The sequence below is a fragment of the Microbacterium sp. JC 701 genome, assembly GCF_021026215.1.
GTDB classification, from domain to species: domain Bacteria; phylum Actinomycetota; class Actinomycetes; order Actinomycetales; family Microbacteriaceae; genus Microbacterium; species Microbacterium algihabitans.
This window is the reverse complement of sequence record NZ_JAJNCV010000001.1, coordinates 1,066,134-1,088,529: the sequence shown is the minus strand read 5'-3', so window position 1 is coordinate 1,088,529 and position 22,396 is coordinate 1,066,134. Positions and strand designations below refer to the sequence as shown.

The 22,396-nt window shown below is 71.2% G+C and carries 15 protein-coding genes and 2 pseudogenes; 11 read left to right on the top strand and 6 right to left on the bottom strand.

The genetic code is table 11. From position 1 onward, the window contains the following. Positions 1 to 185: 185 nt before the first annotated feature. The 7 genes from ribD (at position 186) to LPW41_RS05180 (ending at position 8,299) form a co-directional block, all read left to right on the top strand. A complete protein-coding gene (gene ribD / locus LPW41_RS05210) occupies positions 186 to 1,259 on the top strand; it encodes a bifunctional diaminohydroxyphosphoribosylaminopyrimidine deaminase/5-amino-6-(5-phosphoribosylamino)uracil reductase RibD (RefSeq protein ID WP_230704281.1) in 1,074 nt (357 codons plus the stop codon). Next, positions 1,259 to 1,915, top strand: a complete 657-nt coding sequence (locus tag LPW41_RS05205; protein ID WP_230704280.1) for a riboflavin synthase — start codon at positions 1,259 to 1,261, stop codon at positions 1,913 to 1,915. The genes ribD and LPW41_RS05205 overlap by 1 nt, the downstream gene beginning before the upstream one ends. Further along, complete coding sequence (gene ribA / locus LPW41_RS05200) at positions 1,912 to 3,180, top strand: GTP cyclohydrolase II (RefSeq protein ID WP_144829050.1); 1,269 nt, start codon at positions 1,912 to 1,914, stop codon at positions 3,178 to 3,180. Before LPW41_RS05205 ends, ribA begins: the two co-directional genes overlap by 4 nt. After that, positions 3,180 to 3,653, top strand: coding sequence for a 6,7-dimethyl-8-ribityllumazine synthase (gene ribH, locus LPW41_RS05195; protein ID WP_056226723.1), 474 nt, complete (start codon positions 3,180 to 3,182; stop codon positions 3,651 to 3,653). Before ribA ends, ribH begins: the two co-directional genes overlap by 1 nt. A 532-nt stretch (positions 3,654 to 4,185) precedes the next feature. After that, positions 4,186 to 4,539 carry a Fe-S protein gene (locus tag LPW41_RS05190; protein ID WP_230704279.1) on the top strand — a complete coding sequence of 118 codons (354 nt, stop codon included), beginning with the start codon at positions 4,186 to 4,188 and terminating at the stop codon, positions 4,537 to 4,539. A 180-nt stretch (positions 4,540 to 4,719) separates the two neighbouring features. Then, complete coding sequence (locus LPW41_RS05185) at positions 4,720 to 6,174, top strand: MFS transporter (protein WP_230704278.1); 1,455 nt, start codon at positions 4,720 to 4,722, stop codon at positions 6,172 to 6,174. A gap of 247 nt (positions 6,175 to 6,421) precedes the next feature. Further along, entirely contained in the window at positions 6,422 to 8,299 is a 1,878-nt protein-coding gene (locus LPW41_RS05180) for an ABC transporter ATP-binding protein (RefSeq protein ID WP_230704277.1), read from the top strand. Positions 8,300 to 8,481: 182 nt separating this feature from the next. Here the strand turns inward: LPW41_RS05180 and LPW41_RS05175 are convergent, their stop codons facing one another. Both LPW41_RS05175 and LPW41_RS05170 read right to left on the bottom strand, forming a co-directional pair. Continuing rightward, a complete protein-coding gene (locus LPW41_RS05175) occupies positions 8,482 to 9,945 on the bottom strand; it encodes an ABC transporter permease (protein ID WP_308071691.1) in 1,464 nt (487 codons plus the stop codon). Continuing rightward, positions 9,942 to 10,706: an ABC transporter ATP-binding protein gene (locus LPW41_RS05170; RefSeq protein WP_230704276.1), complete on the bottom strand. Its 765-nt coding sequence runs from the start codon at positions 10,704 to 10,706 to the stop codon at positions 9,942 to 9,944. Before LPW41_RS05170 ends, LPW41_RS05175 begins: the two co-directional genes overlap by 4 nt. A gap of 170 nt (positions 10,707 to 10,876) precedes the next feature. On the opposite strand from LPW41_RS05170, the gene LPW41_RS05165 reads away from it, so the two are divergent. Continuing rightward, the gene (locus LPW41_RS05165) at positions 10,877 to 11,332 is read left to right on the top strand and encodes a hypothetical protein (RefSeq protein ID WP_154096076.1); all 456 of its coding nucleotides are present in this window, start codon (positions 10,877 to 10,879) and stop codon (positions 11,330 to 11,332) included. A 102-nt stretch (positions 11,333 to 11,434) separates the two neighbouring features. Here the strand turns inward: LPW41_RS05165 and LPW41_RS05160 are convergent, their stop codons facing one another. Further along, complete coding sequence (locus LPW41_RS05160; RefSeq protein WP_230704275.1) at positions 11,435 to 13,324, bottom strand: phosphoenolpyruvate carboxykinase (GTP); 1,890 nt, start codon at positions 13,322 to 13,324, stop codon at positions 11,435 to 11,437. A 119-nt stretch (positions 13,325 to 13,443) separates the two neighbouring features. Between LPW41_RS05160 and LPW41_RS05155 the strand changes: the two genes are divergently transcribed. Then, on the top strand, positions 13,444 to 14,883 hold the full coding sequence (locus LPW41_RS05155) for a helix-turn-helix transcriptional regulator (RefSeq protein WP_230704274.1): 1,440 nt from the start codon (positions 13,444 to 13,446) through the stop codon (positions 14,881 to 14,883). A gap of 99 nt (positions 14,884 to 14,982) precedes the next feature. On the opposite strand, the gene LPW41_RS05150 is transcribed toward LPW41_RS05155, so the two are convergent. Together LPW41_RS05150 and LPW41_RS05145 are read right to left on the bottom strand one after the other, a co-directional pair. Then, entirely contained in the window at positions 14,983 to 16,455 is a 1,473-nt protein-coding gene (locus tag LPW41_RS05150) for an NAD-dependent succinate-semialdehyde dehydrogenase (protein ID WP_230704273.1), read from the bottom strand. Between the two features lie 138 nt (positions 16,456 to 16,593). After that, the gene (locus tag LPW41_RS05145; protein ID WP_230704272.1) at positions 16,594 to 18,444 is read right to left on the bottom strand and encodes an FAD-dependent monooxygenase; all 1,851 of its coding nucleotides are present in this window, start codon (positions 18,442 to 18,444) and stop codon (positions 16,594 to 16,596) included. Positions 18,445 to 18,541: 97 nt separating this feature from the next. On the opposite strand from LPW41_RS05145, the gene LPW41_RS05140 reads away from it, so the two are divergent. Together LPW41_RS05140 and LPW41_RS05135 are read left to right on the top strand one after the other, a co-directional pair. Beyond that, positions 18,542 to 19,246, top strand: a complete 705-nt coding sequence (locus LPW41_RS05140) for an IclR family transcriptional regulator (protein ID WP_144829087.1) — start codon at positions 18,542 to 18,544, stop codon at positions 19,244 to 19,246. 212 nt (positions 19,247 to 19,458) lie between these two features. After that, a pseudogene (locus tag LPW41_RS05135) lies at positions 19,459 to 20,916 on the top strand (tyramine oxidase); the annotation flags it as partial. Between the two features lie 46 nt (positions 20,917 to 20,962). On the opposite strand, the pseudogene LPW41_RS05130 reads toward LPW41_RS05135, so the two are convergent. Then, a pseudogene (locus LPW41_RS05130) lies at positions 20,963 to 22,057 on the bottom strand (aldehyde dehydrogenase family protein); the annotation flags it as partial. Between the last annotated feature and the right edge of the window lie 339 nt (positions 22,058 to 22,396).

Genomic DNA, 22,396 nt, shown 5'->3' with positions numbered 1-22,396 from the left:
AGAATCCGAACCGGCGGTGATAGTCCGCGAACCCCTCCGCTCACGCGGTGGGGCCGATCCGGTGGAATTCCGGGACCGACGGTGATGCGAGGGCCAGCCCTCGCTAGTCCGGATAGGAGGCAGCACGGACGGCGCGACGCGCCTTCCCGCTGGCCCTGCCCCGAATCCGCGGGAAGGACAGGGAAATGGCATCCGCCGTCGAGATCGACGCCATGCGGCGAGCGCTGCAGCTCGCCCGGCGCGGCCCGCGCGGGCTCAACCCGCAGGTCGGCGCCGTGATCCTCTCGCCCGACGGCGAGATCCTCGCCGAAGGCTTCCACCGCGGAGCCGGCACCGCGCACGCCGAGGTCGACGCGCTCTCGCAGCTCGCCCCCGGCGACGCCCGCGGGGCGACCGCCGTCGTGACCCTCGAGCCGTGCAACCACACCGGTCGCACCGGCCCCTGCGCCGTCGCGCTCATCGAGGCGGGAGTCGCCCGCGTGGTCTTCGCGCTCGACGACCCCACCGACGCCGCGGCCGGCGGCGCCGATCGCCTGCGCGCAGCCGGCGTCGACGTCGAGTCGGGACCCGAGGCGGATGCCGCCGAGGCGCTCGTCGCCGACTGGACGCACCTGCAGCGCACCGGCCGCCCGCACGTCACGGTCAAGTGGGCGCAGAGCCTCGACGGTCGCGCCGCCGCCGACGACGGCACGAGCCAGTGGATCACCGGACCCGACGCCCGACGCGACGTGCATGCGCGCCGTGCGCAGGCCGACGCGATCGTCGCCGGCACGGGCACCGTGCGCTCCGACGACCCCGCGCTGACCGCGCGAGCGGACGACGGGACGCTGCTCGAGCACCAGCCGATGCCCGTGATCATCGGCGAGAGCGAGACGGCTCCGGATGCCGCGGTGCGCCGCCACCCCCGCGACCCCCTCTTCTGTTCGACGCACGACCTGCACGCGGTGCTCGCCGACCTCGCCGAACAGGGCGTGCAGCGCGTGTTCGTCGAGGGCGGGCCGACGCTGGCGAGCGCGTTCGTGCGCGAGGGTCTCGCCGACGAACTGCTCGTCTATGTCGCCCCCGTGCTGCTGGGCGGTTCGCGCCTCGCTCTGGGAGATGTGGGCGTGCCGAGCATCGACGCGGCGAAGCGCCTGACCGTGGCATCCGTCACCCCCCTCGGCGACGACCTGCTGATCGTCGCCCGCCCGGCCGAGACCGGGCCCCGAAACCCCGAGACTGTGCCCGCGACCGCGGGCGAGAACGAAGGAGACGCCTGATGTTCACCGGAATCGTCGAAGAGATCGGCGCCGTCACGGCCGTCGAGCCGTCGGGCGACGGCGTGCGCCTGACCCTGCGCGCCCCCCTGTCGGTGTCGGACGCCGGCCACGGCGACTCGATCTCGGTGAGCGGCGTGTGCCTCACCGTCGTCGACCAGGGCGATGACTGGTTCACCGCCGACGTGATGAAGCAAACCCTCGACATGTCGACGCTCGCGGGCGTCGCCCCGGGCCTCCCGGTCAACCTCGAGCGCGCGACCGCCGCGCACGGACGCCTGGGCGGGCACATCGTGCAGGGCCACATCGACGGCACCGGCGTCGTGCGCGAGGTGCGGCCCGGCGCGCAGTGGAGCGTCGTGCGTGTCGGTATCCCGGCCCACCTCGCCCCGCTCGTGGTCGACAAGGGGTCGATCGCGATCGACGGCGTCTCGCTCACCGTCAGCGCCGTGAGCGAAGCCTCCGAGCCCGAGCCGTGGCTCGAGGTCTCGCTGATCCCCGAAACGCTCGAGGCCACGACCCTCGGCCGCGCCGAAGCCGGCACCCCCGTGAATCTCGAAACCGACATCCTGGCCCGTCATGTCCAGCGCATGCTCGCCTTCCGCACGACAGAGAATCCCGCGGCGACCGCCGCACAGACCGAGAGGGGCTCCCGATGAGCCTGTCCACCATCCCCGAGGCCCTGGAGGCCCTGCGTCAGGGTCGACCGATCCTGGTCGCCGACGACGAGAACCGCGAGAACGAGGGCGACGTCATCATCTCGGCGCAGCTCGCGACCCCCGAGTGGCTCGCCTGGACCGTGCGGTGGTCCAGCGGATACGTCTGCGCCCCCATGCCCGGCGAGTGGGCCGACCGCCTCGACCTGCCGCCCATGGTCGAGGTCAACCAGGACGCCCGCGGCACCGCGTACACGGTCAGCGTCGACGCGGCATCCGGAGTCACCACCGGCATCAGCGCCGCCGACCGCGCGCGCACCCTCAACGTGCTGTCCGACCCCGCGTCGGTTCCGACCAGCCTCATCCGCCCCGGACATGTGCTGCCGCTGCGCGCCGTCGACGGCGGCGTGCGCGAGCGCGCGGGCCACACCGAGGCCGCGGTCGACCTCATGCGTCTCGCGGGACTCGAGCCCGTCGGCGCGATCGCCGAGGTCGTCGCCGAAGACGGCAGCATGATGCGCCTGCCCGGACTCTTCGAGCTCGGCGAGCGCGACGGCATCCCGGTCATCACGATCGAACAGCTCATCGGCTACCTCAACGAGACCGACCCGCTGCCCGCGACCGCCCCCGCCCGCCGCCGGGTGAGCCTGCGCGCCGAGTCGAACGTGCCCACCTCGCACGGCACCTTCCGCTTCCTCGCGTACAAGGACCGCATCACCGGCACCGACCACCTCGCCGTCGTGTCGGGCGACCTGTCCGACGAAGCCCCGCTCGTGCGGGTGCACTCCGAGTGCCTGACGGGTGAGGCCTTCGGTTCGCTCAAGTGCGAGTGCGGTCCGCAGCTCGAGGCGGCCCTCGACACGATCGACCGCGACGGCGGCATCGTGATCTACATGCGCGGACACGAGGGTCGCGGCATCGGCCTGATCAACAAGCTGCGCGCCTACAACCTGCAGGAGCGCGGCATGGACACCGTCGACGCCAACCTCGCCCTCGGCCTGCCCGCCGACGCGCGCGACTACGCCGCCGCCGCCGGCATCCTGACCGACCTCGGCGTCGAGAAGGTGCGCCTGCTGACGAACAACACCGACAAGGTCGCGCAGCTGCGCGGCTTCGGTCTCGACGTCGTCGAGCAGGTTCCGCTGCTCGTGGGCGTCGGCCCGAACAACCACCAGTACCTCGAGACGAAGCGCGACCGCATGGGTCACATCATCGCCGAGGACGACCTGCGCGACGCCCTCGCGCACATGAAGGAAGAGAGCGCCTGATGGCCGGCAGTGGAGCACCCGAGACCGGCGGCGTCGACGCGTCGGGTCTGAACGTCGTCGTGGTCGCGGGAACGTGGCACGAGGTCATCACGAACGGTCTGATCGCGGGCGCGAAGCGCGTGCTCGACGCGACCGGCGCGACCTACCGCGTCGTGCGCGTCCCCGGCTCGTTCGAGCTGCCCGTCGCCGCGAGCGCGGCCTTCGAGGGCGGGGCGGATGCCGTGGTGGCCCTGGGCGTGATCATCCGGGGCGGCACGCCGCACTTCGAGTTCGTCTCGTCGGCGGCCACCGACGGCCTGACCCGCGTCGCGCTCGACGCCGGCAAGCCCGTCGGCTTCGGCGTGCTGACGCTGGACGACGAGCAGCAGGGCCTCGACCGTGCGGGCCTGGAAGGCTCCAAGGAGGACAAGGGCGAAGAGGCCGCGGATGCCGCGATCCGCACCGCCCTCGTGCTGCGCGAGCTGCGCGGCTGACGCGTTCTTCACGACGGGCCCGGCGACCTCTGCGGTCGCCGGGCCCGTTCGCGTTCGCGGGCCGGAGGGAGGTGGCTGAGCCTGTCGAAGCCACCGGGCGTCCGCGGGTCGGGGCCGAAGCGAGGTGGCTGAGCCTGTCGAAGCCACCGGGCGTCCGCGGGTCGAGGCCGAAGCGAGGTGGCTGAGCCTGTCGAAGCCACCGGGCGTCCGCGGGTCGGGGGCGGCCCTTCGACAAGCTCAGGGACCGCTCGCGGGCTCAGGGCCAAAGCGAGGTGGCTGAGCCTGTCGAAGCCACCGGGCGTCCGCGGGACGGGGCCGAAGCGAGGTGGCTGAGCCTGTCGAAGCCACCGGGCGTCCGCGGGTCGAGGCCGAAGCGAGGTGGCTGAGCCTGTCGAAGCCACCGGACGTCCGCGGGTCGGGGGCGGCCCTTCGACAAGCTCAGGGACCGCTCGCGGGACGGGCTCAGCGGCCGCGCGGGCTGTGAGGCCCGCCTTGCTGGCGGCGCTGCCGCGGTATCCCTACCCTGACGGGTATGGAGACCCTGCGGAACGTCGTCGTCCTGGTCCACCTCGTCGGCTTCGCCATCCTCTTCGGCGCGTGGGTCGTCGAGGCCGTCGCCCGCCGCATCCGCGTGACCCCGCTGATGAACTACGCGCTGGTCATCTCCCTCGTGACGGGCCTCGCTCTCTCGGCTCCCTGGGGCCTCGACCACGACCTCAACTACGCCAAGATCGGCGTGAAGCTCGTCGTGCTGCTCATCATCGGCGCACTGTTGGGCATCGGCTCGGCCCGACAGAAGCGCACCGGGTCGCTGTCTCCGGCGATCTTCTGGCCCATCGGCATCCTGGCCCTGCTCAACGCCGGTCTCGCCGTCATCTGGCGCTGACCACCCGCGTCGGGGCCACGCTCAGCGCGCGCATAGACTGGAGGGTCTAGACGCCCCTCACTCGGGGACGTCGCCGGTGCCTCCGCCCGTGCGCTCTCTCACCACCACCCCCGTGACCGCTGCGCGCCACCGCTGCGCCCCACCCCGGACGCGAACGAAGACCCTTCCCGTCAGGCAGTCATGACCACGTCATCCCCCTCCACTCGCTCGACCCCGGCCGCACCGGCCAACCCGCGTTCGCGCGTCATCACCGCGAGCCTCATCGGCACCACGATCGAGTTCTACGACTTCTACGCGTACGCCACGGCGGCCGTGCTCGTGTTCCCCGTGCTCTTCTTCCCCACCGGCAACGAGACCACCTCGCTGCTGCTGTCGTTCAGCGTCTTCGGCGCCGCGATGGTCGCGCGCCCCCTCGGTGCCGTCGTGTTCGGCCACTTCGGCGACCGCTTCGGCCGCAAGGCCACCCTCGTGGCATCCCTTCTCACAATGGGTGTCGCGACCTTCCTCATCGGCTGCCTGCCGACCTTCAACGAGATCGGCGTCTGGGCCGCGGTGCTGCTGCTGATCATGCGTCTCGCGCAGGGCTTCGCCCTCGGCGGCGAGTGGTCGGGCGCAGCGCTGGTCGCCACCGAGAACGCCCCGAAGGGCAAGCGCGCCCTGTTCGGCACGTTCCCGCAGCTGGGCGCCCCAATCGGCTTCATCATCGCCAACACGGTGTTCCTCGTGATCAACTTCGCGCTGCCGCACCCCGACGGCACCGCTCAGCGCTCCGCCGAGTTCCTCACCTGGGGCTGGCGCGTGCCGTTCCTGTTCTCGGCGATCATGGTCATCGTCGGCCTCTACGTGCGCCTCAAGCTCGTCGAGAGCGAGTCGTTCGCGAAGGCCGAGAAGAGCGGCGCGATCCGCAAGTTCCCGCTCGGCGAGGTGCTCCGCCGCAACTGGAAGCAGCTGATCCTCGGCACGTTCATCATGCTGGCGACCTACGTGCTCTTCTACCTGATGACGAGCTTCACGCTGTCGTACGGCACCAAGCCCACCGCCGAGGGAGCTGCCGCCGCGGCCGAGAAGGCCGGCACCGCGTTCGACGCCGCCGCCTACGTGCCCGGCCTCGGCTTCGGCTACACCGACTTCGTGATCATGCAGATCATCGGCGTGGTGTTCTTCGGCGTCTTCACGATGCTCTCCGGCCCCGTCGCCGACGCGATCGGCCGTAAGCGCCTGCTCATCGGCGTGACCATCGCGATCATCGTGTTCGGTCTGCTGTTCTCAGTGTTCCTGCTGCCCGCGGCCGACCCGAAGTTCACCGGAGCGCTGGTGCAGGCGTTCCTGGTGTTGGGCTTCCTGCTCATGGGTGCGACGTTCGGCCCGATGGGCGCGGTGCTGCCGGAACTGTTCCCGACCAACACCCGCTACACCGGCTCGGCGATCTCCTACAACGTCTCGTCGATCCTGGGCGCCGCCCTCGCGCCGATCGTCGCGGTCGCGCTGTGGGCCGCCGGCGACGGCAACCCGTGGCTCGTGGGCGTGTACCTCTCGGTCATGGGCGTGCTGACGCTCATCGCTCTCGTGCTCTCGCCCGAGACGAAGGACGTCGACTACGACGACAACATCGCCGCCGGAGCGACCGCGCCGTAACCACGCGTTCGCATCGGACACCGGATGCCACGGGGCCCAGGCCTCGTGGCATCCGTCGTTCCGACAGGACTTCGTCGTTGTACGGGCCGAACTCCGGAGATCCGCAACCGCGCGGGGAGCCCGGACTGCTCGCATCGCGGTGAGTCGATGAATTCTCCGGAGTTGTGCACGCCGTCGAGCGGACCGACCGGCGGTGTCGGTGGTGCGGGGTACGGTCGAAGCACCCCATTCTTCTCCCGAGGTGAGCATGTCGTTTCCCGCTCCCGCGCGTGGTCGGCGCGGCCGCCGCGCGCCCGAAGGCCCGCGCGCGTCGTTCCGCCAGCTGGTCCCCTTCCTGCTCGAGCACAAGCGCACGCTCGTCGTCGTCGCCGTGCTCAGCGTGCTCGGCGCCGCTGCCACGCTCGCGCAGCCGCTGCTCGTCGGCGAGGTCATCTCGCGCGTGCAGGCCAGCGTGCCCCTCGGCGCCCTGGTGTGGCTGCTGGTGGGCTTCGTCGTGCTGTCGTCGGTCATCTCGGGCTTCCAGCACTATCTCCTGCAGCGCACCGGCACCGCGGTGGTCTTCTCGAGCCGGCGGCGGCTCATCGCGCGCATCCTGCGCCTGCCCATCAGCGAGTTCGACGCGCGTCGCACGGGCGATCTCGTCTCGCGCGTGGGCACCGACACGACCCTGCTGTACGCGGTGCTGACGCAGGGCTTCGCGGATGCCGTGGGCAACGCCCTCATCCTCGTCGGCGCGGTCATCGCGATGGCCTTCATCGACCCGCTGCTGCTCGGGCTCATCGTGGTGGTGGTCGGCGCCTCGCTCGCGGTGGTCGTGCTGCTGAGCACGCGGATCCGCGCGGCATCCGCCGATCAGCAGGCGAAGGTCGGCGAACTCTCCTCGGGCGTCGAGCGCGCCGTCGGCTCGATCCGCACGATCCGCGCGTCGGGCGCGACCGAGCGCGAGATCGCGGCGGTGACCGAGAACGCCACGGCCGCCTACGCCGCGGGCGTGCGCATCGCGCGGGTGTCGGCGCTCATCGTGCCGATCGCCTTCGTCGCCCTGCAGGTGTCGCTGCTGGTCGTGCTCGGCGTCGGCGGATACCGCGTGGCCTCCGGCGCCATCGACGTCGCCTCGCTCGTCACCTTCGTGATCTTCCTCTTCCTGCTCGTGCAGCCCCTGGCCTCGGCGATCGGCGCCATCACCTCGGTCAACCAGGCGCTGGGCGCGCTGGGGCGCATCCAAGAGGTGCTCGACCTCCCCCTCGAAGACGACGCCGACCGTCCCTCGTCGCCTGCGGCGGTTCCGGATGCCGCGGCGCTGACGTTCCGCGACGTGCACTTCCGCTATCCCGACAACGTCGTGAAGGCGCGCGAGGCCGCCGCCGCGGAGGCCCGCTCGGTGCTCGAGCAGGCGCACCTCGAGCGCGCGGCCGACGAGACCGCCGCCGAGGTCGACGATGACCGCGACGTGCTGCGCGGGGTGTCGTTCGAGGTGCCGCGCGGATCGCGCGTCGCCCTCGTCGGCCCCTCGGGGGCGGGCAAGAGCACGATCCTCGCCCTCATCGAGCGCTTCTACGACCCGACCGGCGGCGCGATCCTCGTCGACGGCGTCGACGCGCGCGACCTCTCCCGCGATGACCTTCGCGCCCGCTTCGGCTACGTCGAGCAGGATGCGCCGACCCTGGCCGGCACGATCGCCGACAACCTGCGACTCGCCTCTCCCGCGGCATCCGACGCCGACTGCGAGCGGGTGCTGCGCGCGGTCAACCTCGGCGACGTGCTCGAGCGCAGCCCGCTCGGCGTCGACGCTCCCGTGGGCGAAGACGGCGTCATGCTCTCGGGCGGAGAACGCCAGCGCCTTGCGATCGCCCGCGCGCTGCTGGCCGCTCCCCCGGTGCTGCTGCTCGACGAATCGACCTCGTCGCTCGACGGCGTCAACGAGCAGCGCATGCGCGAGGCGATCGACGCCGTCGCGACCGACCGCACCCTGCTCGTCATCGCGCACCGCCTCTCGACGGTCGTCGACAGCGACCTCATCGTGGTGCTCGACAAGGGCCGGGTCGTGGGTCGGGGCACGCACAGCGAGCTCGTGGCATCCACTCCCCTTTACCGCGATCTCGCGAAGCACCAGCTGCTCGTCTGAGCGGGGCGGCGGGCGGTGGGACAGGGGCGGGCGCGTGCCTCGCTCCGAACGCGAGACTGCATCTCGCTGACAAGCCCGTTGCAGCCTGACGCCGAGATGTCAGCCGGATGCAGTCTCGCGATCGCATGGGCCCGGGCCGCCGCGATGTCCGACCCCGGTGCGGTCAGGGACCGGCCGGCGGATCAGTCGCCCGCGAGGGCGTCGATCGGCGACACCGCGGTGGCCAGGCGCGTGGGCGCGACGGCGGCGACAGCGGTGAGCAGCGCGGTGGCCACCGCGACGGTCCCCACGGTCGCCCACGGGATGCTCGGCAGCAGGAACGTCGGCGACGAGAACTCCGGCGGGACGCCGACCGAACCGAGCAGCGACTGCGCTCCCGCCCAGCCGTAGATCACGCCGAGCACGAGCCCGAGGGCCACCGAGGTCACGGTGAGATGTGCGGCCTCGAGCAGCACCATCCGCCGGATCTGCGGGGCGGCGAAGCCGAGCGTGCGCAGCAGACCGAGCTCCCGACGGCGCTGGATCACCCCGAGGGTGAGCAGGTTCACCAGACCGACGGCGGCGATGACGGCCGACACGGCGACGAGCGACATCATGATCGTGGCGAAGGTGTCCATGAGCGCGAGCAGTTCCTCCGGCGGTTCGCCGCCGCCCGATCGGATGAGAAGGTCGCGGGCCGACTGCGAGGCGACCGCGAACATCGTCACGAGCGTGACTCCCATCACGACGCCGATCGCCATGCGGCTCGAGCGCTCGGGGTAGCGCAGCGCGTTCTCGGCAGCCAGGCGCGCCTCGGCCGAACGGCCGAACAGACGTCCGGTCACGCGGAGCAGAGGCGGCATGACCACGGTGGCGCCGAGGCTCAGTCCCGTGAACGAGAAGATTCCGCCCACGAACGCCACGACGACGCCGAGGGGTGAGAGAAGGCCCAGGGCGATCCCTGCGGCGAGCACCAGCGTGCCGCCGAAGAAGAGGATCCCCGCGACGATGCGGCGAGCGCGACCGCCGACGGCCTCACTCCGGTTGCGCTCGGTCGCCCCCGAGATCGCCTGCAGGGGCGTCACCTCGAGCACCCGGCGCGAACCGGCCCACGCGGCGGCCCACGTCGTGAGGGTCACGATCACGGCGGGAGCGACCAGCACCGGCTGCAAAAGCGCGTAGTCGACGTCGATCCCCCACGCGGTGCGCGCCACCGGCAGCAGCGCGGCGGCGACCGCTGTCCCGCCGATCAGCCCCACGACCGCTCCGATGGCCCCCACCACGAGACCCTGTCGCGCGACCCGCACGCGCTCCGACCGCGCCGAGGCACCGATCAGGCGCATCAGGGCGATCTGCCGCGTCCGGCCGGCGACGATCGTCGCGAAGGTGTTCGTCGTCACGATCGCCGCGACGAACATCGCCACGCCGACCAGCAGCGCGCTGAGGATCGCCACGACCACGACGACGCTCTCGCGACCCGCGAGGTAGGGCGCCGCCAGCAACCACGCGCCGATGAAACCGGTGGCGGCGATGAGCAGCGTGCCGAAGCCGCTCGAGATGGCGGCGACCAGCACCGAGGCACCGAGACCGCGTTCCGCGCGCGGCAGGGCGCGCGGCAGGCGGCGGGGGCGCGGCGCGCCGACGGGCCGCTCGGCGACGGCGCTCACGCTCCGACCTCGGACGAGAGCATGTAGGCCGAGATCGCCTCGGCGCCCTGGCGCGGGGTGTCGGCCACGACGCGGCCGTCGCCGAGGAAGATCACCCGGTCGGCGTGCGAGGCGGCGACGGGGTCGTGCGTCACCATCGCGATCGACTGCCCGTGCTCGCGGCTCGCCGCGGCCAGCAGCGCCAGCACCTCGCGGCCGGTGCGGGAGTCGAGGTTGCCGGTCGGCTCGTCGGCGAAGATCAGGTCGGGCTGCGTCGCCAGGGCCCGCGCGATGGCGACCCGCTGCTGCTGACCGCCCGAGAGCTCGTGCGGGCGGTGACGCAGACGACCGCTCAGTCCCATCGACTCGACGAGCGCGTCGATCCGGCGTCGGGCCTCGGGCGAGGGAGACCGACCGGCCAGCTCGAACGGCAGGGTGATGTTGCCGAGCACGTCGAGCGTCGGCACGAGATTGAACGACTGGAAGACGAACCCGACGCGCGAGCGACGCAGCACGGTCAGGTCGAGGTCGCTGAGCCCGGTGATCTCGGTGTCGCCGATGAACGCGCGGCCCGAGGTCGCGGCATCCAGTCCCGCCATGACGTGCATGAGGGTCGACTTGCCCGAGCCGGACGGTCCCATGATCGCCGTGAATTCGCCGCGGCGGAGGCCGATCGTGACGTCGTCGAGCGCGTGGACGCGCGACTCGCCGGCACCGAAGGTCTTCGTGAGGTTCTGCACTCGCGCGGCCATCGGCGCGGTGTCGGAAGGATTCTGCTGCATGACTTCGACGCTACGAACCACCCCCGGCCGGCGGCATCGGCCTGACGTCGTCTCGTCGTACATCCCGGGGATGACGCTGCACGGGCGGCGGGGTGAAATGCGTCTCGAGAGGGACGGTCGTCATCCCCGGGGACGACGACCCGGCGACCTCACCCGGCCACGATCGAACCATGACATCGCACCGCACCTCACCGCTCCTGTTCGCCCTGGCCGTCGCCGCGGGCGGGGCCCTCACCCTCTCGCTCGCCGGGTGCACCGGCATCGAAGAGGCCCTGTCGCAAGAGGTCACCACGGAGTACACCGACACCGCCGACGTCGCCGCCCGGGCCGACACCACGGTGCCGTGGCTGCCCGCCGATGCGACCGCGATCGTCGTCAAGACCAAGCGCGACGGCGAGGTCGCCACCGCTCTGGCGCGGAGCGGCTCGCCCCTCGATACGGCGACCTGCGTCGAGATGGAGCGTCAGTCGGCCCCGACCGTGCACATCGACGACGCCCCCGACGTGTACGCGAAGGATCGCGTCTTCGCGTGCGGGGCGTGGTCGGTGATCGCCACGACCGACGGCTGGTACGGCTGGACGCCCAACAGCCCCGGCGAGAAGGAGAAGTCGCCCGCGGCATCGTGAGCGGACGAACACCGACGCCCCTCCCGCGCGCCAAGAACGGGAGGGGCGTCGATTCGAGGGCTCGCCCTGTCCGTGCGAAACGGCGCGGAGGGCGAGCCGGTCTCAGGCGCGCTGCAGGCGGTAGCGCAGCGCGGCGAGCTCGGCGCGCAGGGCGGCCGGCAGGTGCGAACCGAAGGTGTCGTAGAACTCTTCGGTCAGGTCGGCCTCTGCGAGCCACGACGCGCGGTCGATCGAGAACAGCTCCTCGAGGTCGGCGGCGGGCAGGTCGAGACCCGACAGCTCGAGGTCTTCGACCTTGGGCAGGCGGCCGATCGGGCTGTCCACGGCATCCACCTGTCCGTCGACGCGACGGATGATCCAGTCGATCACGCGGGCGTTGTCGCCGAAGCCGGGCCAGAGGAACCGGCCGTCGTCGCCCTTGCGGAACCAGTTCACCTGGAAGATGCGGGGAGCGCGGTCGAAGCGGAGCTTCTGGCCGACCTTCAGCCAGTGGCCGAAGTAGTCGCCCATGTTGTAGCCGCAGAAGGGGAGCATCGCGAAGGGGTCGCGGCGCAGCTCGCCGACGGTACCCTCCTGCGCGGCGGTCTTCTCGCTCGAGACCGTCGAGCCGATGAACACGCCGTGCGACCAGTCGGTCGCCTCGACGACCAGCGGCACATTGGTCGCGCGGCGGCCACCGAACAGGATGACGTCGAGGGGGACGCCCTCGGGGGCCTCCCAGTCCTCGGCGATCTGCGGGCACTGCGCGGCGCCGACGGTGAAGCGCGAGTTGGGGTGCGCGGCGGGGCGGCCCGACGCGGGCGTCCAGGCGTTGCCCTCCCAGTCGGTGAGGTGCGGGGGTGCCTCGTCGGTCAGGCCCTCCCACCACACGTCGCCGTCGGGGCGGAGCGCGACGTTGGTGAAGATCGTGTTGCCCCAGAGCGTCTCGATCGCGGTGACGTTGGTCGACTCGCCGGTGCCGGGGGCGACGCCGAAGAAGCCGGCCTCGGGGTTGATCGCCCAGAGGCGCCCGTCTTCACCCGGGCGGATCCACGTGATGTCATCGCCGAGCGTCTCGACGCGCCAGCCGGGGATCGTGGGGCGGAGCATCGCGAGGTTGGTCTTGCCGCAGGCCGAGGGGAACGCGGCGGCCACGTGGTACGCCTTGCCCTTCGGGTCGATCACGCGGATGAGCAGCATGTGCTCGGCGAGCCAGCCCTCGTCGCGGCCGATGACCGAGGCGATGCGCAGAGCGAAGCACTTCTTCGCGAGGATCGCGTTGCCGCCGTAGCCCGAGCCGAACGACCAGACCTCGAGGGTGTCGGGGAAGTGCACGATGTACTTCTCGTCGTTGCAGGGCCACGCGACGTCCTGCTGGCCCGGCGCGAGGGGTGCACCGACCGAGTGGACGGTCTTGACCCACGGCGCTCCGTTCGCGATCTGCTGCGTGACCGAGGTGCCGACGCGGGTCATCACGCCGATGGATGCCACGGCGTAGGCGCTGTCGGTGATCTGCACGCCGATGTGGCTCAGGGGCCCGCCGACCGCGCCCATCGAGAACGGCACGACGTACATGGTGCGACCGCGCATCGAGCCCTCGAAGACGCCGTTCAGCGTCTCGCGGATCTCGGCGGGTGCGATCCAGTTGTTGGTGGGACCGGCGTCTTCTTCGCGGTTCGAGGCGATGTAGGTGCGCGACTCGAGCCGGGCAACGTCGCCGGGGTGCGAGCGGGCGAGGTACGAGCCGGGGCGCCACTCGGGGTTGAGCTTGATCAGCTTGCCCTCGTCGACCATCTCGCGGAGCAGGGCGTCGTTCTCGGCCGCCGAGCCGTCGACCCAGTGGATGCGGTCGGGCTGGGTGAGAGCGGCGACCTGGTCGACCCAGGCGGTGAGGGCGGCGAGGCCGGGACCGTCGACGGCCGGGCGCACGCCGTAGCCGGAACGGGCGGGGGCGGTGGGGGCCGCAGCGGCGCGGCCGGTGGAGCGGGGGGCCAGGAAGTCGGCGAGTGCCATGTCGTTCTCCTCGGTTGAGAGCGAATATCGGTGTCGTTCCTCCATGGTGCGGGTGCGGAACGCCGTCTTATAGAGGTTTCGCGATGTAAGAAGCGGGATTCTTTCGCTATGGTCAAGGAATGGCGTCCACCTTCGAACTCACGACCCTGGGTCATCGCATCCGGCATCATCGCCTCGCGCGGGGCTACACCCTCGACGAGCTCGGGGCCCTGGTCGGAGTGGCCGGCAGCCAGCTGAGCCTCATCGAGAACGGCAAGCGCGAACCCAAGCTCTCGCTGCTGCAGGAGATCGCCCGCGCGACCGAGACCGAGGTCACCGAGCTCCTCTCGCGCGAACCCCCGAACCGGCGGGCGGCGCTCGAGATCGAGCTCGAGAAGGCGCAGACCTCTCCGTTCTTCCGTCAGCTCGGCATCCCACCGGTCAAGGTCACCAAGGGCACGAGCGACGACACGATCGAGGCCGTGCTGGGCCTGCACCGCGAACTGCAGCGCCGCGAACGCGCCACCATCGCGAGCCCCGAAGAAGCCCGCCGCGCCAACACCGAGCTGCGCCTGCGCATGCGCGAGATCGCGAACCACCTGCCCGAGATCGAGCGCCTCGCCGAGAAGCAGCTCAAGGCCGCCGGACACTCGACCGGTGCCCTCACGCACCGCACGGTGAGCATCATGGCCGAGCAGCTCGGCTTCGAGTTGATCTACGTCAGCGACCTGCCGCACTCGGCCCGCTCGGTCACCGACCTCGAGAACGGACGCATCTACCTGCCGCCGGCATCGATCCCGGGCGGTCACGGCCTGCGCTCCATGGCCCTGCAGGCGATGGCGCACCGCCTGCTCGGACACCGCCCGCCCACCGACTACGCCGACTTCCTGCAGCAGCGCCTCGAGATCAACTACTACGCCGCGAGCTGCCTCATGCCCGAGACGAGCTCGGTCGCCTTCCTCGCGGAGGCGAAGAAAGACCGCAACCTCGCCGTCGAAGACTTCCGCGACGCGTTCGGGGTGACCCACGAGGCCGCCGCGATGCGCATGACCAATCTGATGACGACGCACCTCGGCATCCATCTGCACTTCTTGCGCGTCGACGGCGATGGCGCGATCTCGCGCGTGTACGAGAACGACGGACTGCCGTTGCCCACCGACGTCACGGGATCCGTCGAGGGCCAGGTCGTGTGCAAGAAGTTCTCGGCGCGGTCGGCGTTCGATGAGCACAACCGCACCACCGAGCACTACCAGTACACCGACACCCCGGCCGGCACCTTCTGGTGCTCGACCCAGACGGGCACCACCAGCGACGGCGACTTCTCGATCACCGTGGGCGTGCCGTTCGACGACGCGCGGTGGTTCCGCGGACGCGAAACCTCGACGCGTGGCGTGTCGCACTGCCCCGACGAGTCGTGCTGCCGGCGCCCCGACACCGAGGCGGCCGAGCGCTGGTCGGGCAAGGCGTGGCCGAGTGCGCGGGTGCACCGGCACATGTTCTCGCCCCTCCCCCGTGGCATGTTCCCCGGCGTCGACGACGCGGAGGTGTTCGCGTTCCTCGACCGGCACGCGAACGGCTGAGTGCGGCTCACGCCGTGAGCAGGTAAAACGACGGATGCCACGACCCCGGGCCCTCGCGGGGCGCCAGGGTCATGGCATCCGGTGTCTTCTCCTGCCGGATCAGGCGTAGGGGTTGGCCGTCAGCGTGTACTTGGTCTGCAGGTACTCGTGGATGCCCTCGTCGCCGCCCTCGCGGCCGAGGCCCGACTGCTTCCACCCGCCGAAGGGGGCCGCGGCGTTCGAGACGACGCCGACGTTGAGGCCCATCATTCCGGTCTCGAGCTTGTCGATCATGCGCTGACCGCGCGCGAGCGACTCGGTGAAGACGTACGAGACGAGGCCGTACTCGGTGTCGTTGGCGAGGCGCACGGCGTCGTCTTCGTCGTCGAAGGGGATGATCGCGAGCACGGGTCCGAAGATCTCCTCGCGGAGGATGTCGCTGCCCGGCTGCACGTCGGAGACGACCGTGGGCTCGAAGAACGTGCCGGGGCCGTCGATGGGCGAGCCGCCGACGGTGACGGTCGCGCCGCGCTCGACGGCGTCACCGACGAGCGTCTTGGCCTTGTCGACGGCGCGGTCGTCGATGAGGGGTCCGATCTGCACGCCCTCCTCGGTGCCGCGGCCGATCTTCATGCCCTGCACGCGCACGGTGACGCGCCGGGTGAACTCCGCGACGACGCTGCGCTGCACGATGAAGCGGTTGGCCGCCGTGCAGGCCTGGCCGATGTTGCGGAACTTCGCGAGCATCGCCCCTTCGACGGCCTTGTCGAGGTCGGCGTCGTCGAACACGACGAACGGCGCGTTGCCGCCGAGCTCCATCGAGGTGCGCAGCACGCCGGGCGCGGCCTGCTGCAGCAGCTTCACGCCGACCGGGGTCGAGCCCGTGAACGAGAGCTTGCGCAGGCGCGGGTCGGAGATGATGCGCTCCGAGACCGGGCCGGTGTTGGTGGTGGTCACGACGTTGACGACACCGGCGGGGAGGCCGGCGTCCTGCAGGATCTGCGCGAAGAACAGCGTCGTGAGCGGCGTCAGGGTCGCGGGCTTGATGACGACCGTGCAGCCGGCGGCGAGCGCGGGCGCGATCTTGCGGGTGGCCATCGCGAGGGGGAAGTTCCACGGGGTGATGAGGTAGCACGGGCCCACGGGGTGCTGCGAGACGATCATGCGACCGGTGCCCTCGGGGTTGGCGCCGTAGCGGCCCTGGGTGTGCGCGGTGACCTCGCTGAACCAGCGGAGGAACTCTCCGCCGTAGCCGACCTCTCCGCGCGCCTCGGCGAGGGGCTTGCCCATCTCGAGGGTCATGAGCAGCGCGATGTCTTCCTTGCGCTCCTGCAGAAGGTCGAACGCGCGGCGGAGGATCTCGGCGCGCTCGCGCGAGGGGGTCGCCGCCCACGACGGGAACGCGTCGGCCGCGGCATCCATCGCCGCGATGCCGTCGTCGACGGTCGCGTCGGCGATCTGGTGGATGACCTCACCGGTGGACGGGTCGTTGACGTCGACGGTCTTGCCGCCCGTGGCGGCGCGCCACTCCCCGTTGATCAGCAGGCCGGTGGGTACGGATGCCAGCAGCTCGCTCTCGCGCGAATCGGTCATGAATCCTCCTGGATCGATGCGGGGGTGTCCCGCCCATTCTCGTCAGCACACGAGGGTGCGCCGATATACGTTGCGTACAAACGGAGTGGCGTGCTCGCCGCCGTGGCCAGCCCTCCCCGGCGCACGTCGCCGCCCGCGTCAGCGCGCGACCGCCTCCGCCGGCTGCGCCATCACTCCGGCGAAGAAGCGCTCGAGGCCGGCCGGGTCGGTCAGCGGCAGCACCTGGGCGACGTACTGATCGGGACGCACCACGACCACGGCTCCCTCGGCGGCGATCCCGCGCTCCGCGAAGATGTCGGCGCTCGTCCAGGCCGAGGGCGCGGCGGCGAAGACCTTCTCCCAGTCGGTCAGGCCGAGCGGGCCCGAGCGCGGGCGGAAGAGATCCGGCACGTCGACCACGTCTTCCCAGCGACCGGGGAACACCGCCTTCACGTCGAACACCGCGTCGAGGTCGGCCCCCTCGGGGGTGAGACGCTCGACGATCTCGCGCGCCGCCGTCGCCCACTCCCGCAGCGCCGAGCCCTCGGCATCCGCGAAGGCATACACGCGCCAACGTCCGTCGGCCCGGGCGTGGTGACCGAGGTGCACGGCGTTGCCGTCGCACACCCGCACGACCTCGACGCTTTTGAAACGCTTGCCGACGGGGAATCCGGATGCCAGTTCCTGAGCGGGCGCGTCTGCGGTGACCGCCGAGGGGCCGTAGTGCGTCATGAAGCCCGAGGGGAACTCGGCCGTGGCCAGGTAGTAGGTCGACAGCTCCGCGGGGTCGGTGATCTCGCCGGGCTTGCGCGCCATGAGCGACGACCACTCGCGGTCGAAGTCGATCAGCTGCTGGGCCACGGGGCGCCGCTCGTCGTCGTAGGTGCGCAGGAGGTCGGCGGAGGCCAGGCCGGTGAGCACGTGCCCGAGCTTCCAGCCGAGGTTGAAGCCGTCCTGCATTGAGACGTTCATGCCCTGCCCGGCCTTGGCGCTGTGGGTGTGGCAGGCGTCGCCGGTGAGGAAGACCCGCGGACTGTCGAGGTCGTCGACGAACTGGTCGGTCACCCGGTGCCCCACCTCGTACACGCTGTGCCAGGCGATCTGCTTCACGTCGATCGAGTACGGGTGCAGGATCTCGTTCGCCCGACGGATCACCTCGTCGATCGGGGTCTGCCGCACGCGGTGGTCGTCGTCGGCCGCGACCTCGCCGAGGTCGATGTACATGCGGCTGAGGTAACCGCCCTCGCGAGGGATGTGCAGGATGTTGCCCGCCGCCGCGTTGATCGCGCACTTGATGCGCCAGTCGGGGAAGTCGGTCTCGACGAGCACGTCCATCACGCCCCACGCGTGCCGGGCCGCGGCGCCGACGTGGGTGCGGCCGATCGCCTGGCGCACGCCGCTGCGGGCACCGTCGCATCCGGCGACGTACTTCGCCTGGATCGTGCGCTCGCCCTCGGCGGTGCGCACGCGCACCTCGACGGGGTACTCCCCCTCGCCGACTGTGAGGCCGAGGAACTCGACGCCGTAGTCGGGGCGGATGCGCGCGGGGCCGTCTGCGGCGGCCTCGGCGAAGTAGTCGAGCACGCGCGCCTGGTTGACGATGAGGTGCGGGAACTCGCTGATCTTGAAGCCGTAGTCCTCGGTGCGGGTGGTGCGCACGATCTCATCGGGATTCTCGGGGTTCGGAGCCCAGAAGTTCATCCAGCCGATGTTGTAGGCCTCGGCGGTGATGCGGTCGGCGAACCCGAACGCCTGGAAGGTCTCGACGCTGCGGGGCTGGATGCCGTCGGCCTGACCCAGCGGCAGGCGCCCCTCGCGCTTCTCGATGAGGCGCGTCGTCAGCTGGGGGAACTGCGACATCTGCGCGGCCAGCAGCATGCCGGCGGGACCAGACCCCACGATGAGCACGTCGACCTCGTCGGGCAGGCGCTCGGGCCGGTCGAGGCCGGTGCCCGCGGCGTTCTGCACGCGCGGATCGCCCGAGACGTAGCCGTGGTGGTGGAACTGCATCGTTTCTCCTGACGTCGATGTCGAGGTTGCCCCGCGAGACGGCGTGTTCTATATTCGAACGAACCGTTCCGCTATCGAACGAGAGGTTAGCCGAGCCATGACGTCACGGCAAGACTCCGCCCCCGCTTCGCAAACGCTGAGTCGCGGCATCCGGCTGCTCGAAGTGCTCGCCGACGCCCGCACACCCCTCACGATCGACGAGCTCGCGGGGCGCGTCGACCTGCACCGCTCGGTCGCCTATCGCCTGCTGCGCACGCTCGAAGACCACGGCCTCGTCACCCGCGACGCCGCGGGGGCCGTGCGCCTCGGCACGGGCCTGGCCGCCCTGGCCGCCGGGGTCGCCGCCGACCTGCAGGCCGAGGCCCTGCCCGAACTCACCGCGGCCGCCAACGACCTCGGCATGACGTGCTTCCTCGTCGTGCTCGACCACGACGAATGCGTGACCCTCGCGAGCGTCGAACCCCGGCACACGGTGACCGCGGTGGCGCAGCGGCCCGGGTCGCGGCATCCGGTCACCCGAGGTGCTCCCGGTCGCGCGATCCTCGCGCAGCTCCCCCCGCGTCGGTGGCCCGACGAGGTCGACGCGCGGCTGGCGTCGGAGGTGGCGGATGCCGCGGAGCGCGGCTGGGCGCGCAGTCACGACGAGGTGATCCCGACGCTCCGCGCGGTGGCGGTCCCCCTCGCTGTGCAGGGCCGCGAGCCCGCGGCGGTGGCCGCCGTGCACGTGTCGACCGACCTCGACGACGCCGCGATCGCCGCGCGGCTCGAGGCCGCGGCATCCGCGATCCGGGGGGCGCTGTAGGTCGGTCGCGCGACGCGCTGTCCCCCGCGCTGCGCCCCGGCCCTCCGCGACCCGAAATCCGCCGAGACTGCATCTCGCTGACGAGTGGCCTGCAGCCTGACACCCACTTGTCAGCGAGGTGCAGTCTCGCCGCCAGACGGGCCACGCACGCGCTGACATCGGCCGTGCACGCGCAGACAACCCCGCCCGAGCCCGGGCGACGAGGGTGGACGATGGAGGAGACACACATGCACGAACACGCTCACCCCACCGTCGACCAGGCGATGGAGAACCCCGACCTCGAGCCCGCGACGGGGGCCGGGCCGGCGACGCATCCCCTCGACCCGCTGAGCGCGGAGGAGATCGAGCGCACGCGCGACATCCTGGTCGCGGCGGGCCTGCTCGGCGAAACCGTGCGGGTGCCCATGCTGCTGCCCGCCGAACCCGAGAAGACGGCCGTGGCCGCGTGGCATCCGGGAGACCCCCTCGACCGCCGCGCCGACGTCACGCTGCTCGACACCGCGACCGGAGAGGTGACCGAGGCGATCGTCGCGATCACCTCTGGCGAGGTGGTGAGCAGCCGTCGGTACGCCTCCGACACCGCCCCCTACGGTCAGCCGCAGTACCTGTTCGAGGAGTACGAGCGCGCCGCCGAACTGGTCAAGGCCTCGCCCGAGTGGCGGGCCGCGATGGAGCGTCGCGGGCTCGCCGACCGCATCGACTTGGCGTTCTGCACCCCGCTCGCCCCGGGGTTCGTCGGGCGTGAGAACGAGGTCGGGCGCCGCGTCATCCGCTCGCTCACCTTCCTCCGCGACAGCGAGGACGACATCGCGTGGGCGCACCCCGTCGAGGGCCTGATCGTGCACATCGACCTCACCGCGAACCGGGTGATCGGCATCGAGGACGAGGGCGACGTGCCCGCACCCTCCGGCAGCGGCCGGTACGACCCCGCGGCCACCGGACCCCCGCGCACGACGCTGAAGCCGATCGAGATCACCCAGCCCGAGGGGCCGAGCTTCGCGGTCACCGGCTCGCACGTGCAGTGGGAGAACTGGTCGCTGCGCGTCGACTTCAACGCCCGCGAGGGACTCGTGCTGCACGACGTGCGCTTCGACGACCGCCCCGTGCTCTCGCGGGCGAGCGTGCCCGAGATGGTCGTGCCCTACGGCGACACCAGCAACACCCGATTCTGGATCAGCTATTTCGACGCCGGCGAGTACCTGCTCGGCAAGAACGCCAACCACCTCGAGCTCGGGTGCGACTGCCTCGGCGTCATCCACTACTTCGACGGCCACGTCGCCGACGATCACGGTCACGCGATGCGCATCCCCAATGCCGTCTGCATGCACGAAGAGGACTACGGCGTGCTGTGGAAGCACACCGAGCCCGGCCCGGTCGGCTCGCACGTGCGTCGTTCGCGGCGTCTGGTGGTGTCGTACTTCGCCACGATCGGCAACTACGACTACGGCTTCTTCTGGTACTTCTACCTCGACGGGTCGATCCAGGTCGAGGCCAAGGCCACCGGCATCGTGTTCGTCGGCGGCGGCGAGCCCGGATCGATCAACCGGCACGCCCCCGAGATCGCGCCCGGCGTGTTCGCGCCCGTGCACCAGCACCTCTTCTCGGCGCGGCTCGACATGGCCATCGACGGCGACGAGAATCGCCTGTTCGAGGTGGACGCCGTGCGCATCCCGATGGGCGACGACAATCCGTTCGGCAACGCCTTCACCTGGTCGCAACGATGCGCCCACCGGCGGCCTTGGCGTCGTCGACGAGGCGGTCGACGATGTCGAACTGCTGCTTGTTCTGCAGCGGGCCGAGCACCGTCCCTTCGTCGAGACCGCAACCCATGGGCACCTGGGCTGCGTAACCGGCGAGCGCGTCGACGACCGCGTCGTAGACGTCGTCGTGCACGTACAGGCGCTTGAGGGCGGCGCACGTCTGACCGGTGTTGATGAACGCGCCCCAGAACAGCCCCTCGGCGATGGCCGCCGGGTCGACGTCGGGCAGCACGATGCCGGCGTCGTTGCCGCCGAGTTCGAGGGTGAGACGGGCGAGGTTGCCGGCGGAGCTCTCGATGATCTTGCGACCGGTCGCTGTGGAGCCGGTGAACATCACCTTGTCGATGTCGGGGTGGGCGACGAGCCGCGCGCCGGCGTCGCGGTCGCCCGCCACGGCGATCAGCACGTCGTCGGGCAGCACCTCGTTGATCACGTCGACGAGGGCCAGCACGCTCAGCGGCGTGTATTCGCTCGGCTTGACCACGACGGTGTTTCCCATGCGCAGCGCCGGGGCGATCTGCCAGACGGTGATCATCATGGGCCAGTTCCACGGCCCGACCGCGGCGACGACGCCGAGAGCGCGGTAGTGCAGCTCGGCGTACACCTGACCGTCGTCGACGACCACCTCGGGCCTCAGCTCGGTGCCCGCGGCGGTGCGCAGCCACGCGGCGCACGCGCCCACCTCGAAGCGGGCGTTGGGACCGTCGAGGGGTTTGCCCTGCTCGCGCGAGAGCAGGCGAGCGAGGGCTTCGGAGTTCGCCTCGATGCGGTCGGCGGCGGCCATCAAGAGTGCGCTGCGCTCCTCGTGGCCGCGGGCGTCCCATGCGGGCTGCGCGGCGCGGGCGCGAGCCACGGCGGCGTCGACGTCGGCCACGGTGTGCACCGGGGCTCGGCCGATCACCTCACGGGTGGCGGCATCCGGAATCTCCCGCCCCTGACCCTCGGGTGCCTGCACGCGCGCGAGCAGCGCGGCGTCGGCGGCGGCGGACTCGGCGGAGGGCGCGGCCGCGTCGATCTCGGGATCGGCCAGGGCAGGGGTGGGATCGGACATCTCGGCTCCTTCGGTTCGTGTCCCGGGCCGTGTCGCGATGCCCGTCCCGTCAGCCTCCGCCGGTGGCCCGGGCGCCGCTTGTCCGCGCGTGCGCGGGCCATGACCGGGCGTGCCCGCTTGCCCGGCGGAGCGCTGGCCTGAACGTCCGTCGAGACTGCATCTCGCTGACGACTCCGCGTCAGCCTGACAACGGGTTGTCAGCGAGGGGCAGTCTCGCGGGGCAGGCGGGCGACCAGCACCCGAAACCACCCCACACAGCCTGCGAGATCGTATATGATCGCTCCCGTCAGGCGCACGAGGTCGTGCGTCGCTGCTCGAAAAAGGGGCACGTAGCGCGAG